The sequence below is a fragment of the Hyalangium ruber genome (assembly GCF_034259325.1).
Lineage (GTDB): Bacteria > Myxococcota > Myxococcia > Myxococcales > Myxococcaceae > Hyalangium_A > Hyalangium_A rubrum.
The window spans coordinates 507,825-533,279 of sequence record NZ_JAXIVS010000007.1; the positions used below are offsets into that span (position 1 = coordinate 507,825).

Here is a 25,455-nt window from a genome sequence, read left to right on the forward strand (position 1 = left end):
GAGAGAGAACTTCCTGCCTCCCCACGTAAAGTCAACGAAGTCTGTGACCAGGTTGTTCGGTGGACGAGCGTTCGTCTTGACTCGCCGTGACAAAGGTCACCCTGGGTGGGACGCTTCATCACCCGGGAGTTCTCTGGTGATGAAGCTCCTCTACCCGCTGCTCAACATCCTCCAGATCGCCTTCCTGGCTGTCTGGAGTGCCTTCTGGATCAGCCTCGCCGCGCTGATGGCGCTGCTGACCCTCAACGGCAACGTGCCGCTGATGATGGCGCGGCGCTTCTGGGCTCCCATGCACTGGCGCATCACCGGCTCGCGGATGTTCGTGGAGCCCCTGCCCGACATCGACTGGAGCCAGCCCTACATCTTCTTGATGAACCACCAGTCCGCGATGGACATCCCCTGCGCGTTCGCGGCCCTGCCCGTGAACCTCCGGTTCATCGCCAAGCACGTCCTCAAATACGTCCCCTTCCTCGGCTGGTACATGGCGATGACGGGGATGATCTTCATCAACCGCTCCGACCGCCGCGAGGCGGTGAGGAGCCTGGCGCGCGCCGGCGAGCGCATCCGCTCGGGCAAGTCCATTCTCGCCTTCCCCGAGGGCACGCGCACGCGCGATGGGCGCATCCTCCCCTTCAAGAAGGGACCTTTCGTGCTCGCCATCGCGGCGCAGGTGCCCATCGTCCCCATCGCCATCGAGGGGTCGATGCGGGTGCTGCCCTCCAACAGCATCTGGATGCGCAAGCACCCCATCCGCGTGAAGATCGGCAAGCCCATCGAGACGAAGGGCTTGAAGAACGCGGACCGTGACGCGCTGCTGCGCCAGGTGCGCGACGCCATCATCCAGCTCCATCAGGACATCGGCGGTCCGGGCGCCGTGCCCGAGGCCATCGCTGAGCGAGGGCACGAGGGAATCTCGCGCTCCACGCCGCCGTCGGCCTCCTGAGGATGCTGACCCGGCGGTCGTCCTCTCCCCCTCGGGGACAAGCGCCCTGGCACTCCACCGCCGTGGACGGTGCGTTCAATCCGTGGACACTCCCAAGGGCGGCTCCCGAGGGCACCGCTCACGGCACGCTCATTGCTCCTGGCCTCCCGTGATGCGCTCGGGGCTCTCTGGCTCCGGGCGCAGCACTCAGAGCCGTGATGGGCGGCGTAGGAGCAACGATGAACAAGGTGACGGAGAAGTTGAAGGCGGTGGCGGCGGCGGTGGCGGCGATCGAGAAGCAGTTCGGCAGAGGGGCGGTGATGGCGTTGGGTGGCGAGGGACAGGAGCAGAAGGTGGCGGTCATCCCCTCTGGCTCGGTGACGCTGGATCGTGCCATCGGAGTGGGCGGCTACCCGCGAGGGCGCGTGGTGGAGATCTTCGGCAACGAGTCCTCGGGCAAGACGACGCTCACCCTGCACGCCATCGCGCAGGTGCAGGCCAATGGCGGCGTGGCGGCTTTCATCGACGCGGAGCATGCGCTGGACGTCAACTACGCGCGCAAGCTGGGCGTGCGCGTGGAGGAGCTGCTCATCTCCCAGCCGGACACCGGCGAGCAGGCGCTGGAGATCACCGAGCAGCTGGTCCGCTCGGGGGCGGTGGATCTGATCGTCGTGGACTCGGTGGCCGCGCTGGTGCCGCGTGCGGAGATCGAGGGCGAGATGGGCGATGCGCACATGGGCGTGCAGGCGCGACTGATGAGCCAGGCGCTGCGCAAGCTCACCGGCGCGGTGAGCCGCTCGGGCACGTGCATCATCTTCATCAACCAGATCCGCATGAAGATCGGCGTGATGTTCGGCAACCCGGAGACGACCACCGGCGGCAACGCGCTGAAGTTCTACTCGTCGGTGCGGCTGGAGATCCGCCGCACGGGCAACCTCAAGGATGGCGAGAACGTCATCGGCACGCGGGCGAAGGTGAAGGTGGTGAAGAACAAGCTGGCCCCGCCCTTCCAGGAGGCGGAGTTCGACGTGCTCTACGGCACGGGCATCCACCGCGCGGGCGAGGTGCTGGACCTGGGCGTGCAGATGGGCCTCATCGAGAAGTCCGGCAGCCACTTCAGCCTGCGGGGGGAGCGAATCGGCCAGGGGCGTGAGCGGGCGTCCGAGTGGCTGCGCGAGCACCCGGAGGCGCTGGAGGCGCTGGCCACCGAGCTGGCCGGCACCGCTCCCGTCGCGACGCCGCTGACGGAGCCGGCGGAGGCCGTGGCCTAGGCGGGAGAGGACTCGAGCGACACAGGCAGCGCCGTACGGCTCTGCCCAGCGCGGAGGAAGAGCTGGCCTCCCTCCCCTTCCTCCAGCAGCTCTCCGAGTTGGTACTGAGCATCCCGGGAGAAGCGCGCCTTGGCCCGGCCGCGCTTCACTCGGCAGGAGAAGACGCCGTCGGGGCCCAGCGAGAGGGAGGCGGGTTCGAGCGCCTCGGCGGTGCGGTCGCTCAGGCGCACGGACACGCGCTCGTCCGGGGTGACATCCACCGTGCGGACTTCGTAGGCGGCGTCCTCTACCTGGACGAAGCACCAGTCCTGGCCGATGCGCAGCTGGTAGCGCCCGTCGTCATCGAGCACCAATGAAGCATTGAAGAGCTCGATGATCTTCGGGTGCTCGATGGGCTCGTCGTCGTGCCACCAGCGCAGGGCCGCATCCAGGCGGATGCCGCTGTCCTCGCGCGTGTGCCAGCGCTTACCGAAGGGAGGTGGACCGGATGGGGGTTGCATGACACCTCTTATGTGCGCGTGGGGCGCGGCGGAAGCAAGCCGAGCGGCCGCCTGCTACCAGTTCCGGACGTACTCCGTGTAGCCGCTGAAGGCCACGGCGCCCCAGAAGTTCACCAGCACTCCGAGCGCCACCGCCGCCATCACCGCCCGGTGGCGCAGGGGCCAGCCGCCGATGGCGAAGAGCAGCAGGAGGTAGGGCGTGTAGTCCAGGCTGAAGCGGAAGCCGAACTGCATGTAGCCGGTGTTCTGGTAGAAGAGCCCCGGCAGCGCGCACACCGCCACGGTGAGCCACAGCGCCCAATGCAGCCGTGGAGTCTTCCGGGGGAAGAACAGGAAGACGAGCAGCGGCAACGTCAGCAGCAGCGACAGCCCATGCGGGTCGTACTCCAGCCGCAGCGGGTTGAATGAGACGTGGGGAAGCTTGAAGAAGGCCGCCTGCAGGTTGCGCTGGAGGTAGGTGAAGTCGAAGAGCCCGTAGCGGTCGATGTCGACGTTGACGCGGTTGTTGTAGAGGAACGCGTGGCCGAACTCTCCCAGGCTTCCGAAGCGGTAGAGGTTGTAGGAAGCGGCCAGGAGCGCGAGCGGCGCGGCCCCCAGCGCGAAGAGCCCTAGCTTACGCGCCGCGGGCTTCCAGTTCGTCGCCAGGGCGCGGAGTTGCGCCCGCCGGTCCGGTCCAGGGCACAGCGCCTCCAGCACGAAGAAGAGGCCCGCGAAGAGCAGCGGCGTGCGGGTGAGCGTGGCCATGGAGAAGAACAGACCCGCGAGCACCGGCCGGTGTGCCTGTACGGCGTTACGCGCGTAGAGGCAGGTGAATGCCACGCCCATCACCTCCGCGCTGAACCACACCTCGCCGCGGATGGCGCAGTAGAAGAACAGCGTGCCGAAGGCGAGGATGAGCGCCAGCGCGATGTTCTCGTTGCGGTCCCTCGCCGTCTCCCCTTCCTTCTCCAGGAAGCGCAACAGCGAGAAGAAGAGGGCCACCGCCAGCGCTCCGACGATGACTCCGAAGGAGGTGTCGTTGAACTGGTAGCCGTGCAGCGCCACGAAGGGCAGCATCACCACCGCGGGGAACGATGGGAAGCTCACATACCAGCGGTCTCCCGGATGCACCTTCCCTTCGCAGCGGACCTTCTCTCCTCCAACCTGGCGCACGCAGGCCCAGTCCTCCAGGTTGGGCAGCACCTCCGGGTCCACGTCCAGCCGCCCCTCCAGCCATGACTGGGCCTGGTAGATGAAGTGCGGAGCCGCGCTCTGGCGCAGGAAGCGCTGAGAGCTGAAGCTCGACAGCACCGCGAAGCTCACCAGGAAGAGCACCACCTCCACCCGATACGCCGAGAGCCAGATGCGCAGGGCCGCCCCCAGGCCCCCTGCTGGGGACACGGGGGTGGACTCCGCGCCCCCTGGCCGCGCCGCCTCTGGGGCCCCTGTCGCCGTAGGCTGTGCCTCGGGCTGCCGCGCCTCTGCCTCCGCAGAGGCGGAGGGCTGCTCGGACTCGGCCTGCCGCGATGCGGCCTCGATGGGCGCCGTGGACGTGGGCGGAGATTCCTTGCGAGGGCGCTTGGACTTGCGGCTCATGGAGCGGAGGTCCCCGTCAGGAGGTGGTGGCGCAACAGCTCGAGCGCGGAGGTCGCGGCGAAGAGGCGCACGCGGTCCCGGTCTCCCGTGATGGAGAAGCGCTCGCAGCGGGTGGGGCTCCCTCTCGCGGCGAGCGCACAGTAGACGGTGCCCACCGGGTCCTCGGGCGTGCCTCCCGTGGGCCCCGCGTAGCCCGTCACCGACAGGCCATAGGTCGTCTCACAGGCGGCGCTCACGCCCTCGGCCATGGCGATGGCCGTCTCGCGGGACACGGCGGTGTGGCGGGCAAGCACCTCGGACGGCACCCCCGCCCAGGCCATCTTCATCTTCTCGGAGTAGGACACCGCGCCACCGATGAAGAACGCGCTCGCCCCCGAGATGGCGGTGAGCTCCTGGGCGATGAGGCCTCCCGTGCAGCTCTCCGCAGTGGCCAGCGTCGCCCCCGCCTGCGTCAACAGCCGTGCCAGCACCGGGGCGTACTCCTCCTCGTCGGCTCCAAACACGGCCGCGCCAAGCAGCTGGCGAGACGCCGCCTCCGCCGCGGCCAGGGCCGCGTCGGCCTCGGCCTGCGTCGGAGCGGTCGCCATCAGCTTCAGGTGGTTCTCCGGAGCATGGGTCCGGAAGCCGAACACCACCCGAGGGTGCTGAGACACCAGCGGGGCCACCGTGGCATCGAGCTGGGATTCGGGGATGCCCACCGTGCGCAGCAGCCGGAACGCCCGGTACACGCGCTCGGGGTCTTTCTGGAGGGCGGCGCGAATGCGCGGGAGGACCTCGCCCTCCGCCAGTGCCCGGTACTCGCGCGGAACTCCGGGCACGAAGAAGAGCTGGCTGCGCCCCAACCGCTGGATGACCAGGGGCGCGGAGCCCACGGGGTTGCGCACCACCTCCGAGCCCTGGGGCACCCGCGCCATGCGGTAGACGCCCGGCGTGAGGGGGATGTTGCGCTTCGCGTAGCGCTCGCGCAGCCACGCCACGACTTCGGGGTGCTCCACCAGAGGCACACCCTCGGCGGCGGCGGCGCACTCGAGCGTGAAGTCGTCCATCGTGGGGCCCAGGCCCCCGGAGACCAACACCACGTCCGCTCGGGAGGCGGCCTCCAGCAAGGCGTGGGTGATGTCCGGGCGGACGTCTCCCACCAGCTGGATGCGCTCCACCTTCACGCCCAGCTCGAAGAGCCGGGCCTCGAACCAGGGGCTGTTGGTGTCCGTGATCAGTCCGGTGACGAGCTCGTCACCGGTACACAGCAGCTCGACGCGCATGGGCCGGGCATCCTAGCGGCACCGCCCTGCCTCGGCACGCACCACGAGGCCTAGAGGTAGCCCGGGCCGTCTCCGGAGCCAGCGCGCTCCTCCTCCTCGTCCTCCTCGTCCTCGTCCTCCTCGGCGAGCACGGCGGCGGCCGCGGCCACTCCAGCGCTACCCCCCACCTTGCGCGTGGCCAGCCGGTTGCCCACCCGGAACGCCGACTCGATGAGCCCCATCGCCAGGTACGCCACCGAGTACGCCACCAGCACGTAGGCCGGGTGGAACTGGGTGCCGATGACCAGGCCGCTCAGCACCACGATCATGAAGATGAGCGCGGACTTCTTGGAGAGGCGCAGGTCCTTGAAGGTGCGGTAGCGCACCGTGGACACCATCAGCAGCGACAGCAGCACCACCACCGCGGCGATCGGCCCGCGCATCGCGACGCTCGGCGACTCCCCACTCACCACGTGGTGGGCAATCACCATCGACATCACCACGCCCGCCGCCAGCGGAATCGGCATGCCCACGAAGAAGTTGCCCCCGCCGCCGTGCGGGTTGCGCATCGCCAGCACGTTGAAGCGCGCCAGCCGCAGCGCGCCGCACGCCGCGAAGCAGAACGAGAGGAACAGGCCCAGGAAGCCCAGGGGCTCCAGCGCCCACTTGTAGACCAGGAGGGCAGGCGCGGCCCCGAAGGACACCACGTCCGCCAGACTGTCGAGCTGTACCCCGAAGTCGCTCTGCGTCTTCGTCAGGCGGGCCACCCGGCCGTCGAACCCGTCAAAGAACATCGCGAACAAAATCGCCACCGCAGCCTGATAGATGTGGACCGGGGTAGCCTCACCCGCGCACAGCGTGATGGCGTAGAAGCCGCAGAAGATCGAGGTGACCGTGAACAGGTTCGGCAATACGAACATCAGTTTCCGCAGCTTCATCATCTCCCTCGCTTCTCTGATGCCCGGTCGCGCCTGCACGGCGGGGTGAACGAACCATACCAAGGTTTTATTGCGTCCACGGAGGGTGGGATGGATCCCGGCAAATGGGTGCTCTGGGGACTGCTGGTCGTCCTGGCCGTTGCCATTGGAAACGTCGTCTGGGTCCTGGGGGTGCGCCGCCTCTACCGTCCCCGTACAGCCCCACCGCAATTGCTAAGGGCCCGCTGCCGGGATGGGTGGGAGATCGCCGTTCACGTGCGCCGAGCCCCGCAGCGCCGCTTCGAGGAGCCTGTCCTGCTGTGTCATGGGCTGGCCGCCAACCGCTACACCTTCGACTTCGCACCGCCCTACTCCGTGGCCCACTACCTGGCCGAGGCGGGCTTCGACTGCTTCAGCGTGGAGCTGCGGGGCACCGGGCACTCGCGTCAGCCGCCTTCGGGCCGCCGGTATACGGACTTCACCGTCGATGATCACATCCTCCAGGACGGACCCGCCGCGCTGGAGCTGGCGCTGAAGGAGACAGGGGCGAAGCGGGTGTGGTGGCTGGGGCACTCCCTGGGCGCGCTGGTGGGCTTCGGGGTGGCGCAGGGGCCTCATGCGCACCAGCTCGCGGGCCTGCTCGCGCTGGGGGCTCCTGTCTTCCTCAAGTCCGAGCCCCTGCTGCGGGCGCTGCTGGGCCTGGGCTTGCGCGCGGCATGGCCCGCCCGTTTCCGGCAGGAGTGGATGAGCGCTACCTTCGCGCCCTTCCTCGGCTACGTGAACCTGCCCCTTTCGGATCTGCTCGTGAACGCCGAGCACATTCCTCCGCCCATCCAGCGGCAGGTCTTCGCCAACATGATGGCGTCGATGAGCCGCAAGGTGCTCCTGCAGTTCCGGGACTGGATCGAGAACGATGCGTTCCGTTCTTATGACGGCAAGGTGGACTGGCGCGCGGGGATGTCCCGCCTGAGCCTCCCCATGTTGATCATGGGTGGCAGCAGCGACCGGCTCGCCAGCGCGGAGAACGTCCGCAAGCAGTACGAGCTGCTCACCTCTCCGGACCGCACGCTCCATGTCTTCGGCCGCGATCGCGGGGACAAGATGGACTACGGGCACGGCGACCTCATGTTTGGCACCGGCGCCCCGACGGAGATCTACCCCGTCATGCGCGCCTGGCTGGAGTCCCGCGCCACGCCGCTGCCCGCTCCCGTGGAACAGCCCAAGGTCTCGCCGACCCTCCCCGCGTAGGCACGGGAGTGAAGCAGCGCGTCATCCCGCGTTCACGCGTCCGAGGTGCCTTCTCGGCCTTCGGGCTTTTCGCGCGGGAGCATGCGACCTCCGAGCATGGTGATGCGCCGGTCCGCCAGTCGCTGGCGCGCCGAGGCGCAGATGTGCTCGGGCCTCCACTCCAGCGCCATATCGAACGCCACATGCACCGAGGTGACTCCCGCCTCCGCGAGCAGCCGCTGCTCGATCTCGCGCATGAAGTAGGCCGCCATCATGCACATGGGCGAGGTGAGCTGCATGCGCACCGTCACCCGCCCCGCGTCGTACTCCACCGCCTGCACCAGCCCCATCTCGCCGATGCTCAGCGGCACCCCGACCGCGAGGCTGCACGGATCCGGCACGGTCTGGATCCGCTCCAGCAGTTCGCTCTCACTGGGCATGGGCGCCATCCTTGAAGCTGTAGGGCGTGATGTTGCCCTGGGCGCGCTGCTTCGAGAACGCATCGTTGGCGATGCGTTCCTTCACCGCCTCGATGTCGACCCCCGCGTACCGGGCATAGTTGTCGCAGAGGATCATCCGCTTGATCTCCGGCGTCAGCTGCATGCCCGCGACCTTCACCAAGTCGTCCGGTAGCTGGAAGTCGCGCCAGAACTTCTCCAACGCCGGCTGGGGATGGCAGAAGACCGTGCCAGAACCCCACATGATGCGCGCCGGGCCCGCCCACTTGAGCAGCCCCGTCAGCGCCTCCGCGAACCAGCGCTCGCGCTTCACGATGAGCGCTCCCGTCACCTCGAGGTTCACGTACACATTGGGGAACAGCGACAGCTGCATCCCCGTCTCGTCCAGGAACGCCATGCCTCCGTGGACGATCTCGAAGTTCAGATCCGGGAACGCGTCGGCCGCGCCACCAATGTCGTCCACCTTGTAGGCCTCGATGGGCACTGAGCCCATCGGCAACCCCTTGTGGACCGCGATGTTCTTGATGCCCAGCTTTCGCGCCCGCTCGAAGAGCGGAAAGGCGATGCGCGCGTCATCCATGCGCCAGCCCGTGTGCTTGAACGCCTCTCCCAGCCACGCCGCTGGGTACAGCTTCAGCCCACTGGGACGCAGCGCCTCGACCTGCTGCTCGAGGTCATCCAGCGCCGCGGTGCCCCGCAGCGGATCCACGCCCGCGTAGAGCAGGAAGCGGTCCGGGTAGAGCTTTCGGATCTCCAGGCTCTTCTCGTACGAGCACAGCCCATCGTCATAGAGCGTCTGCAACGGCAGGACGTGGTGTACCGCCAGGTCGATGCCACTCTCGACGAACAGGATGTGGGCCAGTTCCTGGACCGACCAGTTCTTGAGGAACCGCTGAGGCTCCTCGACCCGATAGCCGTCTCCCGACAGGCCGACATGCAGCCCGTAGATCAGCTGCGCGAGCGACTCCGCGTACTTGCCGGCTCGATAGTTGGACCGATCGAGGTTGTAGGCATGAGTCACCGCATCAATGACGAAGCCGCCGTCAATCACCGCGCATCTCCTTGCGAAGAGAGCCCCCAGGATACAGCGGCTCCTTCGAGCTCACCGAGGGAGTGTCTCCACACAGGGCGCGGGGAGGCCCCGGCGATCCTCCGTCTTCAGGCGTCCCAGGCGCACCCGCGTGGCCCCCTCGCACTCGGCCCAGAGCAGGCCCTCCTCGAGCCCGCTCGCGCTCAGCACGTCCACCGAGACCTCTCCGTCTCGCAGCACCGCCAGCGCCGTGCCCTTCGTGCCGCGCACCTCGAGCCCCTGCGCCTTCACCCGCGCCAGGCTCTCCACCAAGAGCCCCGTGTTCTCGCACCCGCGCAGCGTCACGTCGCGCAGCGTCACCTCCGCCCCCTGCGCCGCCAGCACCCCCGCTCCCTTCGCCTCGCGCACCTCCACCGACTCGATGTCCGCCTCCACCCCGCGCAGGTGCAGGCCATCCCCCGTGAAGCCCTCGGAGGAGCGCACCCGGGAGATGTTCCCCTCCCGCGCCCGCAGCTTGCCCTTCGTGGCCGCCACGCCGTAGCCGTCCACGTCATCCACCCGGAAGCCCCGCACCTCCAGGTCCGAGTCCACGAGCTGCAACGCCCCGAAGCTGCCGCTCTCGCGCACCCGCAGGTCCTCGAGCAGCCCCGTGGACCGCGTGAGCCCCAACCCCGCCCGCTCCGCCCGCACCGAGGTGAACCCTCGCACCTCCAGCTTCGCGCCGTGGCTCGCCAGCCCGTACTCGTGCCCCGTCACCGTCACCTCCTCCACTTGGAGTGTCCCGTCACGCACCAGCAGGCCCGCGCCCCGCCCTCCCTCCACGCTCACCCGCCGCAGCCGCACCCGCCCCCCTTCCTGGTCCAGCGCCATCACCGCCTCGCGGAAGCCCACTCCTTCCAACAGCGCCTCCGCCCCCGCTACGCGCACCCCTCTCCGAAAGGGCCCGGTGAAGGTGCTCTCCCGTACCTCCGCCGTGACGGGCCCCTCCAATGCCAAGCCCACCGTCTCCGAGATGCTCGCCTCGAAGCGGCTCTCCTTCGCCACCAGCCGCCCCGCCGTCATTCGCACCGCCCCCTCCCGCTGCCCGCTGAAGGCCACCTCCTCCAGGCGCACCGCCCCCGCCCCCTCCACGCCCCATCCCCCCCCCTGGATCGTCAGCCGCTCCAGCGAAGCCCCCGTCGCGATACGGGCCACCGGCTCTCGCCCCTCCACGTACAGCACCGTGCTCGGCCCTACCCCCACCAGACGAGCGCCCGTGGGCAGCACGAACGGGCCCTCATGCAGGCCCGCGGCGACGTACACAGTGGGCGGGGGACGTAGGGCCAGCGCCTCTCCCAGGGTCCGGAACGGCCGCTGCCGCGAGCCATCCCCCGATTCCCCCCGTGCGCCATCCACCCACACCTCGGAGAGCCCGGCCGCCGGCTCCGGGATCGGCGAGGGGGGCACGGTGGACGCACGGCAGGCGGCGATCAGCAGCAGCGCGAGGAGGGAGACGCGAGGGCTCATGCGGAGGGCCACTCTAGCCGCCGTCAGGATCAGCCAAGGCGCGTAAACGATCGAAACGACGAAGAAAAACCATTTCAATCGATCACAATCCCTCTCATTGCGTCGCGGATGGGACGTGTGACGTTGTATCGAATTTCGCGATCATTCCCTCTCTACCGCGTGTGTTTCACACGTCAAAATTTCCGATCACGGGCCAGTTTTCAGAGGGGCGGGGACGGTCTATCATTGACAGGGAAAAGAGCGATTTGTTACCAAGCCCAACCGATTTCGCATTCAACGCCAGACAACCCCAGACGGAGGGGCGAATGACCAAGGCAGAGCTCGTGGAGGTGGTGGCTGCGCAGTCCAAGCTGACCAAGAAGTCAGCGGCGGAGCTCCTGGACATCGTCTTCAGCAACATCGGCAAGGCCGTGAAGAAGGATGCGCGCTTCAGCTACCCCGGCTTCGGCACCTGGTCGGTCCGCTCTCGCAAGGCGCGGAAGATCCGCAACCCCCAGACCAACGAGATGATGAAGCTCAAGGCCTCCAAGACCATTGGCTTCCGCCCCGCCAAGGAGCTGAAGAACTCGCTGTAGTCTGAAGTCATACCCCGCGCATGCGCCCACCCAAGGAGCGCGCGCCGGGGCCTTTCACTCAGGGGCGTCGTCCGGAAGGGCGGCGCCCTTGGTGCTTCTTGGGGGGCTGAGCGGGGGACTCGCCCACCACCACGGCCTCCGTGGGCTGCCCCAGCTCGTCCAGCGGGTTCATCGGCTGCCCGTCCTTCCACAGCTCGAAGTGCAGGTGGACCCCGGTGGCCATGCCCGTATCCCCCGCCAGCCCCAGCACGTCCCCGCGCTCGAGGATCTCCCCCGGCTCCACCAGCACCCGGGAGAGGTGGCTGTAGCGGGTGTAGATGCGCGAGGCGTGCTGCACCTCCACCTGGTAGCCGTGCGAGCCGTTCCACCCGGCGCGCAGCACCACGCCGGGGGCCGCCGAGAGGATGGCCTGCCCCCGCTTGGCCGAGAGGTCCACCCCCAGGTGGTCCCTCAACTCGCCCTTGATGGGGTGCTCGCGCTCTCCGAAGTCGCTCGTGACGTAGACGGGGAACAGGGGCCAGGTGAAGCGCGGCACCTCGCGCACCGTCTGCACCATCAGCCGGCGCACCTCCGACATGCGCGCCGAGAGCTGCCCCACCCTCCCCATCACCGACTCGGCCAGCTCCGCGGGGATGTCGCCGTAGGTCCGCGCGTCCTCCTCCAGCTCGGCCTCCAGCGTCACCCGCGCCCGGACGATGTCCAGCGAGGACGTCTTCGCCGCGGGACGGTCCAGGAAGTCGTCCAGGGCGCCCGTGACGTCGCCCCAGTTCTCCACCTGGTCGTCCGGCATGGCGCTGCCACGCTGCACCGTGCGGCGGTACTCCCGCGCCCGGTTGACGAAGGAGGCCAGCGCGGCCTGCAGCTCCGGCGAGATGCTCGCCGTGGGCAGGTCCTTCCCCGGCGCGGCGGCGGCCTTCGGCTTGCGGCGCACGGGTACCTTCGTCAGGGAAGGCGGAGGCTCCAGCGACTCGGGGCGGGCCGCGAACGCCTCTTCAAAGCTCACCTTCTCCGTGTGCGACGTGGCGCACGCGGTGAGCACGAGCAGGGAGAGGGCGGCAAGGCAGCGAGGCAAAGCCCCCCGAGCCTACCACGCCCTTCCCCGCGTCAAGATTCCACGGCCCGGCGGATCCGGGCGAGCGACTCCTCGACGTCGGCGGCCGACACGTCCATGTGGCACACCAGGCGGATGGTGTAGGGGCCGAAGGCGTTCACCAACACGCCCAGGGCGTTCAGCCGGGAGGCCATCTCCCCCGAGGGCCGAGCGAACTCCACCAGGAGGATGTTGGTCTCCACCCGGGCCGCCTCCACCTTCACTCCCGGTAGCTCCGACAGGCCTGCCGCCAGCCGGCGCGCGTGGGCGTGGTCCTCGGCCAGCCGCTCCACGTGGTGCTCCAGCGCGTGGAGCGCCCCGGCGGCCAGCAGCCCCGCCTGACGCATGCCGCCTCCCAGCCGCTTGCGCAGCCGCCGCGCCTCCTGAATCAGCGCCTTCGAGCCCGCCAGCGCCGAGCCCACCGGCGCCCCCAACCCCTTGGAGAAGCACACCGAGGTGGTGTCCGTCAGCTTCGCCCAGGAGGACGCCGGGGTGCCCGTCGCCACCTGCGCGTTGAACAGGCGCGCTCCGTCCAGATGCACGGCGAGCCCCGCCTTGCGGGCCACCTCCACCACCGCCCGGAAGCGCTCCAACGGCCACACCGTTCCGCCGCCCCGGTTGTGGGTGTTCTCCAGCGAGAGCAGCTTCGAGCGCGGGGCGTGGATGTTCTCGGAGCGCACCGCGGCGGCCACCTGCTCCGGCGTGAGCAGGCCATGGGCTCCCGGCAGCCCCTGCGGCTGGATGCCCCACAGGGCCGACAGCGCGCCGCCCTCGTACTGGACGATGTGGCTGCCCAGCTCCGTAATCACCTCATCCCCCGGTCGGCAGTGCAGCCCCATGGCGATCTGGTTCGCCTGGGTGCCCGAGGGGACGAAGAGGGCCGCCTCCAACCCCAGCCGCTCGGCCACCCGCTCCTCGAGCCGGTTCACCGTGGGGTCCTCTCCGTACACATCGTCGCCCACCTCGGCCTCGGCCATGGCGCGGCGCATGGCGGGGGTGGGCTTCGTCACGGTATCGGAACGGAAGTCGATGGGTCTCATGAGTTTCGGCCTACCTGTCAGGTGGGATGCCTCTTCAAGCGCGGACGGCGTTATGCCATACAACACGGGCGTGGGGCGCGAGACGAAAGAGGCGAGGAAGCAGCGGGCCGTGCAGGTGCTGGATCGGCTGGGCACCGAGATGCCAGAGGTGCGCATCGAGCTGGACTACCGCACCCCGCTGGAGTTGCTGGTGGCCGTCATCCTGTCCGCCCAGTGTACGGACAAGCGGGTGAACATGGTGACTCCCGCCCTCTTCCAGCGCTTCCCGGATGCCCAGGCGTACGCCGGGGTGAAACCGGAAGCGGTGGAGCCCTTCATCCAGACGTGCGGCCTGTACCGCGCCAAGGCGAAGAACCTCGTCGCGGCGGCCAAGGCGCTGGTGGCCGAGCATGGCGGCGAGGTGCCCCGCTCCCGAGAGGCCCTGGAGAAGCTGCCCGGCGTGGGGCGGAAGACGGCGGGCGTGGTGTGCATCCACCTGGGCGGGGACAACTCCTTCCCGGTGGACACGCACGTGAAGCGACTGGCGTACCGGATGGGCTTCAGCTCCCAGCAGCACCCGGACAAGATCGAGCTGGACCTGCAAGCCCTGCTGCCCCCGGAGCGGTGGATGAACGGTCACCAGCTCCTGGTGTGGCACGGGCGGCGGACGTGCTTTGCCCGCTCACCCGCCTGCGAGCGCTGCGTCGTGGCGGACCTCTGCCCCAAGCGCGGCGTTCGCGAGAAGAAGCTCACGCCGACGGGCGATCCTCGCGCTCCGTCTTGAGCTTCTTCATCCGCTTGCGGATCAGCTCGCGCTTGAGCGTGGAGACGTGGTCCACGAAGACGGTGCCGTTGAGGTGGTCCGTCTCGTGCTGCACGGCGATGGCCAGCAGCCCGTCACAGGTGAGCGTCTGCTCCTTGCCGTCCACGTCGAGGAACTTCACGGTGACGACGGCCGCGCGGTCCACGTCCTCGGCCTCGCCAGGGATGGACAGGCACCCTTCCGTGTACGACGTCTCGCCCTCCATGCCGACGATCTCCGGGTTGATCATCGCCAGGGGCTTGGACTCCGGCTGCCGGGGCGTCGTGTCCAGGACGATGACACGCTGCAGGATGCCGATCTGCGGCGCCGCGAGGCCCACACCATCGGCGGCGTACATCGTCTCGAACATGTCCTTGACCAGGGTGCGGACAGCGTCGTCCACCTTGGCCACCGGCTTGGCCTTCTGCTTCAGGATGGGATCGGGCCAGATGAGGATCTCACGAACCATGGGCCCCTCTTAACCCCGTCGGAGCGGACGGGCAACCGGGGCCGTGCCCCATGCGTCACTCGCCCTACAGGCCCCCGGACGGGCCGGCGAGCCAACCCCGGAACCGGGTGTCGGGTTCATGACCTCGGACGCGGTGGAGCACCCGCTTGAACTGGGCGTAGACGCGGAAGAAGCGCTCCAGGCCCACACGCTCCGCGTCCCCCAGCGGCTGGGTGCTGCAGATGACCTTCGGGTCGCCCCGCCCCGCGTCGATGAAGTCCACCACCCCCACCACCGGCACCCGCAGGCGCTGGCCCCGGGGCAGGCGTGGACCGAGCACCACCACGTCCAGAGGGTCTCCATCGTCCGACGGGAGGTCGGGGATGCAGCCGTAGTTGTAGGGACAGGGCACCGGGGAGATGAAGTCCACGCTGCCGTCGTTGCGCCGCTTCACCAGCGACCCGCGCGGGCACTCGATGAGGACCTCCGGCTCGGGCGGCAGTCCGGAGAGCAGCGGGGCTTGGGGTCCAGAGGCCATCTCAGTCCATCAGGTTGCGGGCGTACTCGGCCCGGAGCCTGTCGTCGGCGAGCGCTCGCACCGCCTCCGACAACACGTCGCGGATCTGCTGCGCCCGGAACTGGAGCGAGACGTCCGGGTGCCCCGCGAAGCGCAGCGGGTGGAACTCCGTCGACAGCCGCTCGTAGGCGCGCTTCACGTCCTCGCCTCCCGCCGTACGCGCAAGGCCCAGCACCGTGAAGTAGTCCGCCTCCTGGACCTCCTCGAACTTGGCCTCCAGGCGGAGGACGTCCAGCTCCGGCGGCAACTCGCCCGGAGCCTCGCTTCCAGGCCGCAGCGCCACCAGCCCCAGCGCCCGCGCCACCGCGAACGTCTTCAGGGCCGTCTCCTGCGGCAGCCCGGCTCCCAGCAGCAGCTCCTCCAGCGTCCGCTCTCCGTCCACCTCCGAGAGCAACTGCAGCTCGCGCGAGGGGAGCCCGAAGAGCTCGGGCATCAGCCCCGCGTCTCCCCGGGCCACGATGGCGCGCAGCCCTCCGGACTGCTCCATGAAGGACTCGGTGGAGATGGAGTTGCGCAGCGCCTCGGCCAGCAGGTGCGGAGGTGGGCGTGTGGCGGCCGCGAGCGCCACCTCGTGCGGCGGCGGCTCGTCCACCAATCGGTAGAGCGAGGAGGGCTCGGAGAGCGCGTCGAGGAAGACCTGCTCGGTGTAGCGCTGCACCAGCGGCACGGCCTCGGCCTCGCGCAGGTAGCCCCGGCCGCGCAGCGCGTCCAGCAGCGCTCCCGTGGAGGCGGCTCGCACCAGGCGCAGCTCGTTCTCCTGGCGCGCGTTGATGAGCCCGTCCCGGCGCGCGCGGTCCACCAGCGACTCGCCCGGCGCCGAGGAGAGCGCCCCCACGAGGCTCCCGCTCCGCAGCCAGAGGATGCGCAGGGCCTCGGTCGACTTGAGCTCCAGGCGCACCTCGGCCCGGCCCTCGCAGAGCCGGAGCAGGAGCTGCGCGAGCCCCTCCTGCGTCACGCTGCCGCTCCGGGGGACCGACACGTGGGGCTGTCCCGGCGCATCGAGCTGGAGGATCGCCGACTGCATCCGGATCGCCAGCTGCTCCGCCTCCGCCCGCGCCTTGGCGATGACCTCGGCCTCGCGGCGCGCCGCCTCCTCGGCCTCGCGGCGCGTGCGCTCGGCGGCGGCGAGGCGCTCGGCGGCTTCGGATTCCACCCGTGCCTTGTCCGCGTTGAGCCGCTCCAGCTCCTGGCTCAGTCGCGTGAGCTGTTCCTGGAGGTGCTGCTCGCGCTGCGTGGCGGCCTCCGTCTCGTGGCGTGCCGCTTCCTCGGCCCGCTCCGCCTGGGCCTTCCAGCGCTCCAGCTCTTCTCGCGTGTGTGCTTCCGACTCGGTGCGCGTCTGGAGCTCGCTCTGGAAGCGAGCCTCCGCGGCCATGCGCTTCTCGCGCTCCTGGCGGGCGCGCGTCTCGGCCTCGCTTCGCGCCTGCGCCTCGGACTCGAGGGTCGAGCGCAGCTCCGCGATGGCCTGCGCCTCGGCATCGAGCCGCGCCGTCTCGGCCTCGGCCTGGAGCCGGAGGGCCTGCTGGAGCCTCTCCACCGCCTCGGACTGAGCCCGCGCCGCTTCCTCCGCCCGTGCCTCCGCGGTGGCTCGGGCCTGGCGCTCCTCTTCCGCGCGCGCCTCCGCCGCCTCGACCCGGGTCCTGGCATCGACTCGGGCATGCGTCTCGGCCTCGGCCCGGGCTTCCGCCTCGGCGTGCCCCAGGGCGACCGTCTTGAGCCGTGCCTCCAGGTCGGTCCGCGCCAGGGCCTCCGCCTCCGCTCGCGCCTCCGCCTCCGCTCGCGCCAGGGCCTCTGTCTCGATTCGGGCCTCGACCTCGGCCCGCGTCAGGGCCTCCGTCTCGGCCCGCGACTCCGCCTCTCCTCGCCCTCGCGCCTCGGCCTCCGCTCGCGCCTCGGCTTCCGCTCGCGCACGGGCCTCGGCCTCGGCTCGCGACTCCGCCGCCGCGCGCGCCTTCCCCTCGGCCTCGGCTCGCGACTCCGCCGTACGCCGCGCCTGGTCCGCCTCCTCCGCCCGCTCCTCTGCCGCCACCCGCGCCTGCTCCGCGGCCTCGGCCCGAGCTTCCGCCTCCGTACGCGCCTGCTCCGCGGTCTCGGCTCGCGACTCCGCCTCCGTGCGCGCCTGCTCCGCGGCCTCGGCCCGGGCTTCCGCCTCCTGGCGTGCTCGCGCTTCCGTCTCCGCACGCGCCTCGACTTCCTGGCGCGCCCGCTCCTCCCCTTCCGCGCGTGCCTCCGCCTCGCTCCGGGCCTGGAACGCCGCGTTGACCCGAGCCTCGGTGGCCGCCCGGGCCTTCGCCTCCTTCTGCAGCCGTGCCTCGAGCTCGGCCCGCTTCTGGTGCTCCTCCGTCGCCCGCTCTTCCGCCTTGCCGCGCGCGAGCGCCTCGGCGTCCGCGCGAACCTGGGCGTCGAACCGGGCCAGCTCTTCCTCGCTGACCCGCGCTTCGATCTCGGCCCGTGCCCGCGTCGCGCGAGACTCCGCCTCGGCTTCGCCCTGGGCAGCGGCCTCGGCCCGCGCTTCCGCCTCGGCCCGGCGCTGAGCCTCCGCTTCCGCCCGCGCCTCCGCCTCGACCTGCGCATGGCCGGAGATCTCCGCCTGCGCCTCCGCTTCCCGCCGCTTCCGGGACTCTTCCTGCGCGCGTGCCTCGAGCTCGGCCTTCACCCGCCCCAGCTCCGACGCCTCCTGCTGAAGCGCCGTCACCTGCGTCCGCAGCCGGGACAGCTCCGACGCCTCTTGCTGGAGCGCCGTCACCTGCGTCCGCAGCCGGGGAAGCTCCACCGCCTCCTGCTGGAGCGCCGCCAGCTGCAGCTTCAGCCGGACCAGCTCCTCATCCTGCGACTGGAAGCGGGATTCCTTCGCGCGCGCCGCCTCGGCCTCGACCTCCATGGCCTTGCGGCGCTTCTCCTCCTCCGCGCGCGCCTTGGCGTTGGCCGCCTCGCGCCCGCGGAACTCCATCACCCAGCGCTCCGCTTCGGCGCGCAGCCGGGCCTCGTGGTCCCGCTCCTTCGTCAGCGTCGCCAGCTTCGCCTTGAGCCCCTCCGCCTCGCTCTCGGCCGCGCGGCGCAGTTCCTCCTCCTGTGCCCGCGCCGCCTCCGCTTCGGCCCGCTGCGCGGCCTCGCGCTCCATCTCCGATTGCAGCGCCTCGAGCCGCTGCCGCTCCACCTCGGCCTCGTGCTCGGCCTGCAGCCGGAGCACGGACTCCACTTCCAGCTCGGCCTTCGCCGCGCGCATCAGCTCGCGGGAGTCCTCGAACCCCGCGGCGCTTGCCTCCGGTGTCGGCTCCTCGCTCTCCTCCACGGGAGGAGCCGCCGAGTCATCCGCCACGGGCGGTGGGAAGGCCTCCGGCGGCAGGTCCTCCAGCTGCTGCGCCGACAGCTCCTCCGAGAGCGATGGCTCCTCGGGAGTCGTCCCTGGCTCGACCCACTGCACCGGCGCGGACCGCTCCACCGGCATCTCGGGCTCCGGGCCTCCCAGCTGTGCCCAGCGTGCCGTGCGCTCCATCCGCTCCTTGAGCGTGGCGCCACTCCCATCACCGAACTGTGCCCAGCGCGCCGTGCGCTCCATCCGCTCCTTGAGCGTGGCGCCACCCCCATCCGCGAACTGTGCCCAGCGCGCCGTGCGCTCCATCCGCTCCTGCGGCGTGGGCCCCGGCAACGCTGGCTCCTCGCCGCTCGCCTCCGGCGCCTCGACGGGCGCGGCGGATTCCTCCACGCCAGCGGCGGGCGCTTCGCTCTCCGTGCGCAGGGCCTGGAGCTCGGCCTCGGCCGCCGCCAGGGCCCGGGCCCGCTCTTCGTCCGCGTCGGAGACGTCGAAGAACCCCTCTTCTCCGAGCCGAGGCGCCGCCGCCACCGGGCCCTCCGGAGGGGCTTCCGGCGCGGAGTCCTCCTCCGCCGAGGGCGCCACCGGCGGGGGCATGCTCGCGGCCGCGAGCGCCTCCTGCTCGCGAGCGAGGGTCGCGTCGATCTCCAGCTGCGCCAGACGCTCGGCCTCCGCGCGCAGCTCCTCCTCCACGCTGCCGCCCGCCGAGGCGGCTCCCGGGGCGATGCCCGCCCAGCCCTCCACACGGCGCCGCGTCGGCTCGGACACCGGCGCATCGTCCTCGGTCTCGGAGAGCGAGAAGGCCTCTTCCGCCGGCACCGTCACGAAGGTCTCACGGGGCTCCGGCGCGGGCTCCACGGCGGCCTCGGGCTCGGAGGGCTCGGAGGGCTCGGCGCTCACCTCCTGCTTGCGTCGGCGACGCTCGGCGGCCTCGCGGCGAACCTCCTCCTCCATCCGCCGCAGCTCGTCCTCGTCGACGTCCGTGGCCGCTGCCTCCGCCGGGGGCGCCGACTCCGGTACGGCCTCGGCCACGGGCGGCGGGGACGACGGATCCTGTACGGTGATCTCCTCCGCGCCGGAGAAGATCGCGTCCATCCCCTCCGAGGGCGCCTCGAGGGTGTCGGGCACCGACTCGGACGGCAGGCCCGACTCCAGGCCCTCGGAGAGCGGATCGTCCAGCACGGGGTCCCCCGCGACGGACAGGGCCTCCTGCACGGAGACCGGCTCGCTGCTGACGAACGTGAAGGCAGGCCCGTGCGGCGCGGCCTCCTTCGTCGTTGGAGTCGACTCCACCCCGGCGGAGGGCGCACCGGAGGCCAGCGCCGTCTCCACCGAGGCCAGCGCCTCGGCCTCCATCTCCTGGTGGGCCTGCTCGAAGGCCGCGTCCATCGCGAGGGTCGCCTGCTGCTCGCGCAGTCGCGGCCCCTCGGGTACCGCTGGCACCGCCTGCGACTCCACCCAGCCAGCCGGCTCGGCGGGAGCCATGTCCCCGAACAGGGCGTTGACCAGCGCGGGGTTGCTGGGCTCGGAGGGAGGCGGCACCTGCCAGGGCTCGCTCTCCGGCGTCACCTCGGGCGCGGGCGCTACCTCGATGGCGCGCTGCTCCACCACGCGCCAGGCATCCGCCGGCGAGGGCGAGCGCACCAGCCCATCCACGGTCTGTAGGAAGCTCTGTGTGTCCAGCGGCAGCGGCGCCACCGGGGCGCTGTAGCCAGGGATGGACCCGCCCAGGAGCAGCACCCGCGCCTGATGGCCCTCGGGGTGCTGCGAGAGTTCCTCCAGCACCAGGTGCCCACGGCTGCTCTCAACGGCCGGCGCCAGGATGATGAGGGCCGGCTGGTGGTGGCCGAAGCCGATGAGGGCATCCGCGACCGACGTGGCGAGGATGACCTCGTACCGCTCTCGCAGCAACCGGCGAACGGTGGCGATGGTGGCGATGTCGTCGTGAACGAGGAGGACCGGGGCGGCCATGGAAGCCGCGCGAGTCTACAGCATGGCCCCAGGGTCTACATCGATAGTAACTTTGACCCCCGAGGGGACATCCTCCAGCTTCATCTCCAGGCGGGCGAGCAACGGGGCGAGGGCCGCGTGTGTCGGCCCCTTGAGGAGCAGCTGCCAGCGCGTCCGGCCCCTCAGCCGGGCGATGGGCGCCAGCGCCGGCCCCAGCAGGCGCACCCCGACGGAAGGCGGCGGCATGCGGCGCGAGAGGAACTCTCCGAGCATCCGGGCCACACTGGCGGTCTGCTCCGGGTGCTCTCCCTCGAGCCGGATGGCCGCCAGCCGGGTGAAGGGCGGGTAGGCCAGGGCCCGGCGCCACTCCAGCTCCTGTAGGGCGAAGCCCTCGAAGTCATGGGCGAGCACGCGCTTCACCGGCTCGGAGTCCGGGTTGTACGTCTGCACCAGCACCCGGCCCGGATCCTTGCCGCGCCCCGCCCGCCCCGCCACCTGGGTGAGCAGGTGGAAGGTACGCTCGGCGGCGCGGAAGTCCGGGATGGCCAGCGAGGTGTCCGCCATCACCACGCAGACCAGGGTGACGCCCGGAAAGTCATGCCCCTTGGCCACCATCTGCGTGCCCACCAGCACGTCGATCTCCCGGCGCGCGAAGGCCGCCAGCAGCTCGGTGACGCGCTCGGCGCTGGTGGCCGAGTCCCGGTCCAACCGCGCCACGCGGGCCTGGGGCAGCCGCTCGGCCACCTCCGCCTCCACGCGCTCGGTGCCGATGCCCAGCTTGAGCAGCGGACCGGTACACTCGCGGCACCTCTCGGGCACGGGAGTAGCCAGCCCACAGTAGTGGCACATCACCCGCGAGGCGCTCCGATGGAGCGTGAGACACACGTCGCAGTCGCTGCACTTGAGCGTCAGCCCGCACACCTCGCACAGCAGGAACGTGCTGTGGCCGCGGCGGTTGAGGAAGAGGATGACCTGCTGTCCCTTCTCCACCGTCTCCCGCATCGCCTCCAGCATCGGCGGGGAGAGGATGGGGGCCTCCTCCGTGACGGGGCCTCCGTCGCGCGGCCGCTCCACGCGCAGGTCCACCAGCTCGATGGTCGGCATCGGCCGGTCGTCCACGCGGTGCTTCATCTCCAGCAGCCGGTAGCGGCCCTTGCGCACATTCTCCAGCGACTCCAGCGCGGGCGTGGCCGAGCCCAGCAGCACCAGCGCCCCGGCCTGCTTGCCGCGCACCACCGCCATGTCGCGCGCGTTGTAGCGAAGCTTGTCCTCCTGCTTGAACGAGGGGTCATGCTCCTCGTCCACCACCACCAGCCCCAGGTTCTCCACCGGGGCCCAGATGGCCGAGCGCACCCCCACGGCGATGCGCACCGTGCCCTTGCGCAGCGCCTGCCAGTGGAAGAGTCGCTCGCGGTCCTTCAGCCCCGAGTGCAGCACCGCCACGTCCGAGCCGAAGCGGCTGCGGAAGCGCCCCACCAGCTGCGGGGTGAGAGCGATCTCCGGCACCAGCACGAGGCTGCCCTTGCCCTGGGAGAGCGCGTGCTCCACCGCGCGCAGGTACACCTCCGTCTTCCCGCTTCCGGTGACGCCGTGCAGGAGCACCGTCTGGAAGCCCCCCGCGTCGAGCGAGGCTTGCAGGGACTTCACCGCGACGTCCTGCTCCGGGGTGAGCAGCTCCGGGCGGCCCTGCGCCAGCCCCTCGCGCACGCCCGGCTTGAGCACCTGTTCCTCCAGGCGCACCAGCCCGCGCGTGGCCAGCTTCTTGAGCATCTCGCGCGCGCCGGGGATGGCGTGGGCCACCTCATCCAGCGGGGCTCGGCCTCCCACCGCCAGCAGATATGCGAACGCGGCGGCCTGGGCCGGAGCGCGGCGCAGCTCGGGCGGGGGCTCGGCGACGAGCGCCACCGCGAAGTGCTGCACATCCGGCCGGGCCTCCTTCTCGTCCTCGGCCTTGCTGAGCCCCGGCGGCAGGGCGCCGCGAATCACCTCGCCCAGCGGATAGCGGTAGTGCTCGGCGGCGAAGCGCAGCAGGGCGATGAGGTCCGTGGGCAGGGAGGGCGACTCCTCCAGCACCCGGTGGATGGGCTTGAGGTTGACGCCCTCCTCGGCAGGCGGGGAGGCAGGCCCCAGGAAGAACCCCAGCGCCGTGCCGCGCCCGAAGGGCACCAGCACCCGCTGGCCGGGGGCCAGGCGCCCCGAGAGCGTCTCGGGGACGACATAGGTGAACTCTCCCCGGACAGGGCGGCCGACGGCGACGGAAGCAAGGGCGGCAGGCGAGCTCACGGGGGTCACTGTAGCGGGATGATCCGACACGACCATTTCCCGTCCAGGCAACCTGGAACTCTCGGTGTGCTCGGGCGTACCACTCTCCGTGGTCGAGGGCTCCAAGCTCAAGTTCCCCTGGGAAGGCAAGTCCATGACATTGCCTACAACCCGTGGAGTGGGCCCGACCGTCCTGAGTTCCCTCGCGAAAGAGAGGAAGAAGGGAGAGGGTGTGGACTTCCCTCTCCCCGCGCTCAGCTCAGTGGATGCGCGGCGTCGTCGGACGCTGGAAGACCCAGGTCCTCCGCTTGCGCCCATCCACCACGTTCCACTCCTTCTCGGACACCTGCACGTTCGCCACGATGTCCTCGAGCGGCAGGCCCCACGCCTTGGCGATGTACACGCCGATCAGCGCCGGCAAGTGGACCAGCAGCCGGCCCGCCGCGGTGTGACCCGCCTCGTGGCACGGAATCACCACCAGCTCCTGGAGCTTGCGCACCGAGCGCTCCGAGCCGTCCACCAGCGTCACCTCGTCCCGCTCCGCCACGAACTCCTGGAGCTGCGCCAGAGTGACAGGGTTTCCGCCCCGATAGCCGACGGGCAGCTCTCCCGGCTCGCCTCCCCAGGAGAGCACCGCCAGGCCGATGTCGTGCCGCTTGCCCAGCTCGTAGCCCTCGAAGTTGAGCTGGTACTTCTCCCACAGCCGCGCCTGCTCCGTGGCCCACCGGGCCAGGTCCTCGCGCAGCGCCAGCGGCTCCGCGTCGTCTCGCGTGGCCACGTCCGTGGTCCCCAGCAGCGCTCCGGTGAACTCGCGCGAGTACCGGGCCCGCAGCCCTCCCGCGCTGATGACCGACAGCCCCGCCCACCGCTGCATCGCCCCCGAGGCGATGCAAATACGCCCGATGCACTGGCCGTTGGCGTCCAGCACCGGGCGCACCATGGGCGCCAGGAACGACATCAGCGAGGTGTTCACCCCCCGCGTGGTGTTGCCGATGCGGCGCAGCAGCCGCGTCGCATCCAGCGTCCGCCAGTCGTTGGCCTCGATGACCGTCGACGCCTGGCCCGGCCGCTCCTCCAGCCGCAGCGTCACGTCCAGCGTGGGAGCAATCCGCCCCAGCAGCTCGGTGAACGAGATGCGCTCCTCCGCGTCCGACCAGTGGTCCCACTGGTCACTGCGGTCCAGCAGCATCTGCTCCCAGTCCCGCTCACGCGACAGCCACACCCGCACCCGCGTGCCCCCGTCCGCCAGCTGCTCGTCCGGCTCTCCGGGCCGCAGGATGGGGTGCGCGCCGAGCCCGTTGTCGAACTCCAGCACGTGCGTCACCGACTCCTGGAACGGCCGGGAGGTGACCCGCAGCCGCTCTCCCCACATGAACACCGAGAAGAAGCCGATGCCGAAGCGCCCCGCCGGCACGAAGCCGCTCGCCGACAGCCCCGGGTAGTCGCGGCGCATGTCCTCCGTCATCCAGTAGCTCGTGCCGAAGTCGAGCAGGTGGCGCGTGAGCACCCGCTGCGTCATGCCCACGCCCGTGTCCGCCACTTCGATCCACCGCCCGTCCGAGTCCCGGCCGGTGCGCACGGTGATGGTGCCCCAGTTGTCGCGAAGCCCCACCAGCGCCCGCCGGGCCCGCACCGCGTCCGCCGCGTTCTGGATGAGCTCTCGCAGCGGAACCGAGGGGTCCTTGCGGTAGAGCTGGGCCCCGCCAATCTGAGCGATGAGGCTCGGCACGTCCGAGACGTGGACCCGCGCATCCACCGGCATCCAGCCCTGCGTCTTCACGTGCGTGGCCAGCCGCGTCGCGTCGTCCGCGTCCAGCACGCCCCGCGCCAGGAAGCGCGGCCGGCCGCTCGTGGTGAGCAGCGCGTCCACGTCATGCAACTCGCGGTCGATGGCCCGCAGCGCCTCGAAGCAGCTCCAGAACACCTCCGCCTCGGCCCGGGAGAAGGGCTCCCCCGGCTTATAAAGGAGGCGATCATGCACCAGCGTGGGCCGGCCGAGCCGCCGGCGGCGCTCCTCCACCAGCACCGTGTCCGCCGCCCGCAGCGCCGCGGCCACCTTCAGCGCGTCCACCGTCCACTCAGCCGGAGCCGGCGCCGGGGCTTCGATCTTCCGCCCCGACAGCATGCGGCCCACCTCGGCGATGTCCCACCCGTGGCTGTAGGCCAGCTCGCCCAGCAGCTCCCCGAAGTGCTTGCGCAGCCCCGCCTCCTCCACGAGGGACACGTCCTCCCCGTCCGTCCCCTTCCACGTGCGCAGCGCCAGCAGCCGGGACTGCTTCAGCGCCAGCATCTGGAGCGCGTCCTCCGTCGCCATCCGGGCGTACTCCTCGGAGGGACTCTCCATCTCCGTCGGCGTGGGAGCCCGGTCCGTCTCACGGCGGATGCGCGCGGCCAGCGCGTCCTTCCACTCCTGGGTTCCCCTCAGGCCCGCCTCTCCCTCGGGCATGCCCGCCAGGCCGTGCCCCAGGTCGTAGACGATGAGCGCTCCACCCAGCACGAAGGCCTCGGCGGGGTTGAGCGGGTACTGGGGCCCGAGGATGAGGTCCATCCGCTCCCACAGCGCATCGAAGCGGTTGCCGCCCGTGGACTTCAGGGACGGGTAGGCCTTGCGGATCTGCTCGGCGAATCTCCCCGCCCGCTCCCGAGCGCGCCGCAGCTGCTCACGCAGCCAGGCCCGCGCGTCCTGAGCGGCGTCGGCCTCCCGCTCGCCCAGGGTCCGCTTCCAAAGTTCCGTTCGCTCGCAATCGAACATGCCCCCAGGATAGGGGCGGGCAG

At 70.6% G+C, this 25,455-nt stretch carries 19 protein-coding genes; 5 read left to right on the forward strand and 14 right to left on the reverse strand.

All coding sequences use genetic code 11. From position 1 onward, the window contains the following. Positions 1-139 precede the first annotated feature (139 nt). Positions 140-943 carry a lysophospholipid acyltransferase family protein gene (locus SYV04_RS22800; protein ID WP_321547958.1) on the forward strand — a complete coding sequence of 268 codons (804 nt, stop codon included), beginning with the start codon at positions 140-142 and terminating at the stop codon, positions 941-943. Positions 944-1,161: 218 nt separating this feature from the next. Next, on the forward strand, positions 1,162-2,193 hold the full coding sequence (gene recA / locus SYV04_RS22805) for a recombinase RecA (protein WP_321547959.1): 1,032 nt from the start codon (positions 1,162-1,164) through the stop codon (positions 2,191-2,193). On the opposite strand, the gene SYV04_RS22810 is transcribed toward recA, so the two are convergent. From SYV04_RS22810 to pssA, 4 genes are read right to left on the reverse strand one after another with little or no spacing between them, the layout of a single operon-like run. Beyond that, positions 2,190-2,693 carry a DUF1285 domain-containing protein gene (locus SYV04_RS22810; protein ID WP_321547960.1) on the reverse strand — a complete coding sequence of 168 codons (504 nt, stop codon included), beginning with the start codon at positions 2,691-2,693 and terminating at the stop codon, positions 2,190-2,192. The two genes, recA and SYV04_RS22810, sit on opposite strands and share 4 nt — an antisense overlap. Positions 2,694-2,747: 54 nt before the next feature. Beyond that, positions 2,748-4,268, reverse strand: a complete 1,521-nt coding sequence (locus SYV04_RS22815; RefSeq protein ID WP_321547961.1) for a hypothetical protein — start codon at positions 4,266-4,268, stop codon at positions 2,748-2,750. Next, the gene (locus SYV04_RS22820) at positions 4,265-5,530 is read right to left on the reverse strand and encodes a CinA family nicotinamide mononucleotide deamidase-related protein (RefSeq protein ID WP_321547962.1); all 1,266 of its coding nucleotides are present in this window, start codon (positions 5,528-5,530) and stop codon (positions 4,265-4,267) included. The genes SYV04_RS22815 and SYV04_RS22820 overlap by 4 nt, the downstream gene beginning before the upstream one ends. A 50-nt stretch (positions 5,531-5,580) precedes the next feature. After that, on the reverse strand, positions 5,581-6,447 hold the full coding sequence (gene pssA / locus SYV04_RS22825) for a CDP-diacylglycerol--serine O-phosphatidyltransferase (RefSeq protein WP_321547963.1): 867 nt from the start codon (positions 6,445-6,447) through the stop codon (positions 5,581-5,583). Positions 6,448-6,537: 90 nt separating this feature from the next. Here pssA and SYV04_RS22830 point away from each other — a divergent pair, with 90 nt between their 5' ends. After that, entirely contained in the window at positions 6,538-7,674 is a 1,137-nt protein-coding gene (locus SYV04_RS22830) for an alpha/beta fold hydrolase (RefSeq protein ID WP_321547964.1), read from the forward strand. 32 nt (positions 7,675-7,706) lie between these two features. Here SYV04_RS22830 and SYV04_RS22835 read toward each other — a convergent pair whose 3' ends face one another. From SYV04_RS22835 to SYV04_RS22845, 3 genes are read right to left on the reverse strand one after another with little or no spacing between them, the layout of a single operon-like run. Further along, positions 7,707-8,093: a metal-sulfur cluster assembly factor gene (locus tag SYV04_RS22835; RefSeq protein ID WP_321547965.1), complete on the reverse strand. Its 387-nt coding sequence runs from the start codon at positions 8,091-8,093 to the stop codon at positions 7,707-7,709. Continuing rightward, on the reverse strand, positions 8,083-9,162 hold the full coding sequence (locus tag SYV04_RS22840) for an amidohydrolase family protein (protein WP_321547966.1): 1,080 nt from the start codon (positions 9,160-9,162) through the stop codon (positions 8,083-8,085). The genes SYV04_RS22835 and SYV04_RS22840 overlap by 11 nt, the downstream gene beginning before the upstream one ends. A gap of 51 nt (positions 9,163-9,213) precedes the next feature. Continuing rightward, positions 9,214-10,647: a DUF1565 domain-containing protein gene (locus tag SYV04_RS22845; protein WP_321547967.1), complete on the reverse strand. Its 1,434-nt coding sequence runs from the start codon at positions 10,645-10,647 to the stop codon at positions 9,214-9,216. A gap of 305 nt (positions 10,648-10,952) precedes the next feature. Between SYV04_RS22845 and SYV04_RS22850 the strand changes: the two genes are divergently transcribed. Continuing rightward, entirely contained in the window at positions 10,953-11,222 is a 270-nt protein-coding gene (locus tag SYV04_RS22850; protein WP_321547968.1) for an HU family DNA-binding protein, read from the forward strand. A gap of 58 nt (positions 11,223-11,280) precedes the next feature. Here SYV04_RS22850 and SYV04_RS22855 read toward each other — a convergent pair whose 3' ends face one another. Together SYV04_RS22855 and ltaE are read right to left on the reverse strand one after the other, a co-directional pair. After that, positions 11,281-12,294, reverse strand: coding sequence for a M23 family metallopeptidase (locus tag SYV04_RS22855; protein WP_321547969.1), 1,014 nt, complete (start codon positions 12,292-12,294; stop codon positions 11,281-11,283). A 32-nt stretch (positions 12,295-12,326) separates the two neighbouring features. Beyond that, the gene (gene ltaE / locus SYV04_RS22860; RefSeq protein ID WP_321547970.1) at positions 12,327-13,352 is read right to left on the reverse strand and encodes a low-specificity L-threonine aldolase; all 1,026 of its coding nucleotides are present in this window, start codon (positions 13,350-13,352) and stop codon (positions 12,327-12,329) included. Between the two features lie 52 nt (positions 13,353-13,404). Between ltaE and nth the strand changes: the two genes are divergently transcribed. After that, positions 13,405-14,115, forward strand: coding sequence for an endonuclease III (nth, locus tag SYV04_RS22865; RefSeq protein WP_321547971.1), 711 nt, complete (start codon positions 13,405-13,407; stop codon positions 14,113-14,115). Here nth and def read toward each other — a convergent pair. The 5 genes from def to SYV04_RS22890 form a co-directional block, all read right to left on the reverse strand. Continuing rightward, on the reverse strand, positions 14,081-14,602 hold the full coding sequence (def, locus tag SYV04_RS22870; protein ID WP_321547972.1) for a peptide deformylase: 522 nt from the start codon (positions 14,600-14,602) through the stop codon (positions 14,081-14,083). The genes nth and def overlap by 35 nt on opposite strands. 64 nt (positions 14,603-14,666) lie before the next feature. Beyond that, entirely contained in the window at positions 14,667-15,119 is a 453-nt protein-coding gene (locus SYV04_RS22875; protein WP_321547973.1) for an inorganic diphosphatase, read from the reverse strand. Between the two features lies 1 nt (position 15,120). Continuing rightward, positions 15,121-20,439 (reverse strand): DnaJ domain-containing protein, encoded by a 5,319-nt coding sequence (locus tag SYV04_RS22880; RefSeq protein WP_321547974.1) that lies wholly within the window; start codon positions 20,437-20,439, stop codon positions 15,121-15,123. A gap of 15 nt (positions 20,440-20,454) precedes the next feature. Further along, positions 20,455-22,737: a replication restart helicase PriA gene (priA, locus tag SYV04_RS22885; protein WP_321547975.1), complete on the reverse strand. Its 2,283-nt coding sequence runs from the start codon at positions 22,735-22,737 to the stop codon at positions 20,455-20,457. Positions 22,738-22,939: 202 nt separating this feature from the next. Continuing rightward, entirely contained in the window at positions 22,940-25,432 is a 2,493-nt protein-coding gene (locus SYV04_RS22890; RefSeq protein WP_321547976.1) for an HD domain-containing protein, read from the reverse strand. Positions 25,433-25,455: the final 23 nt, after the last annotated feature.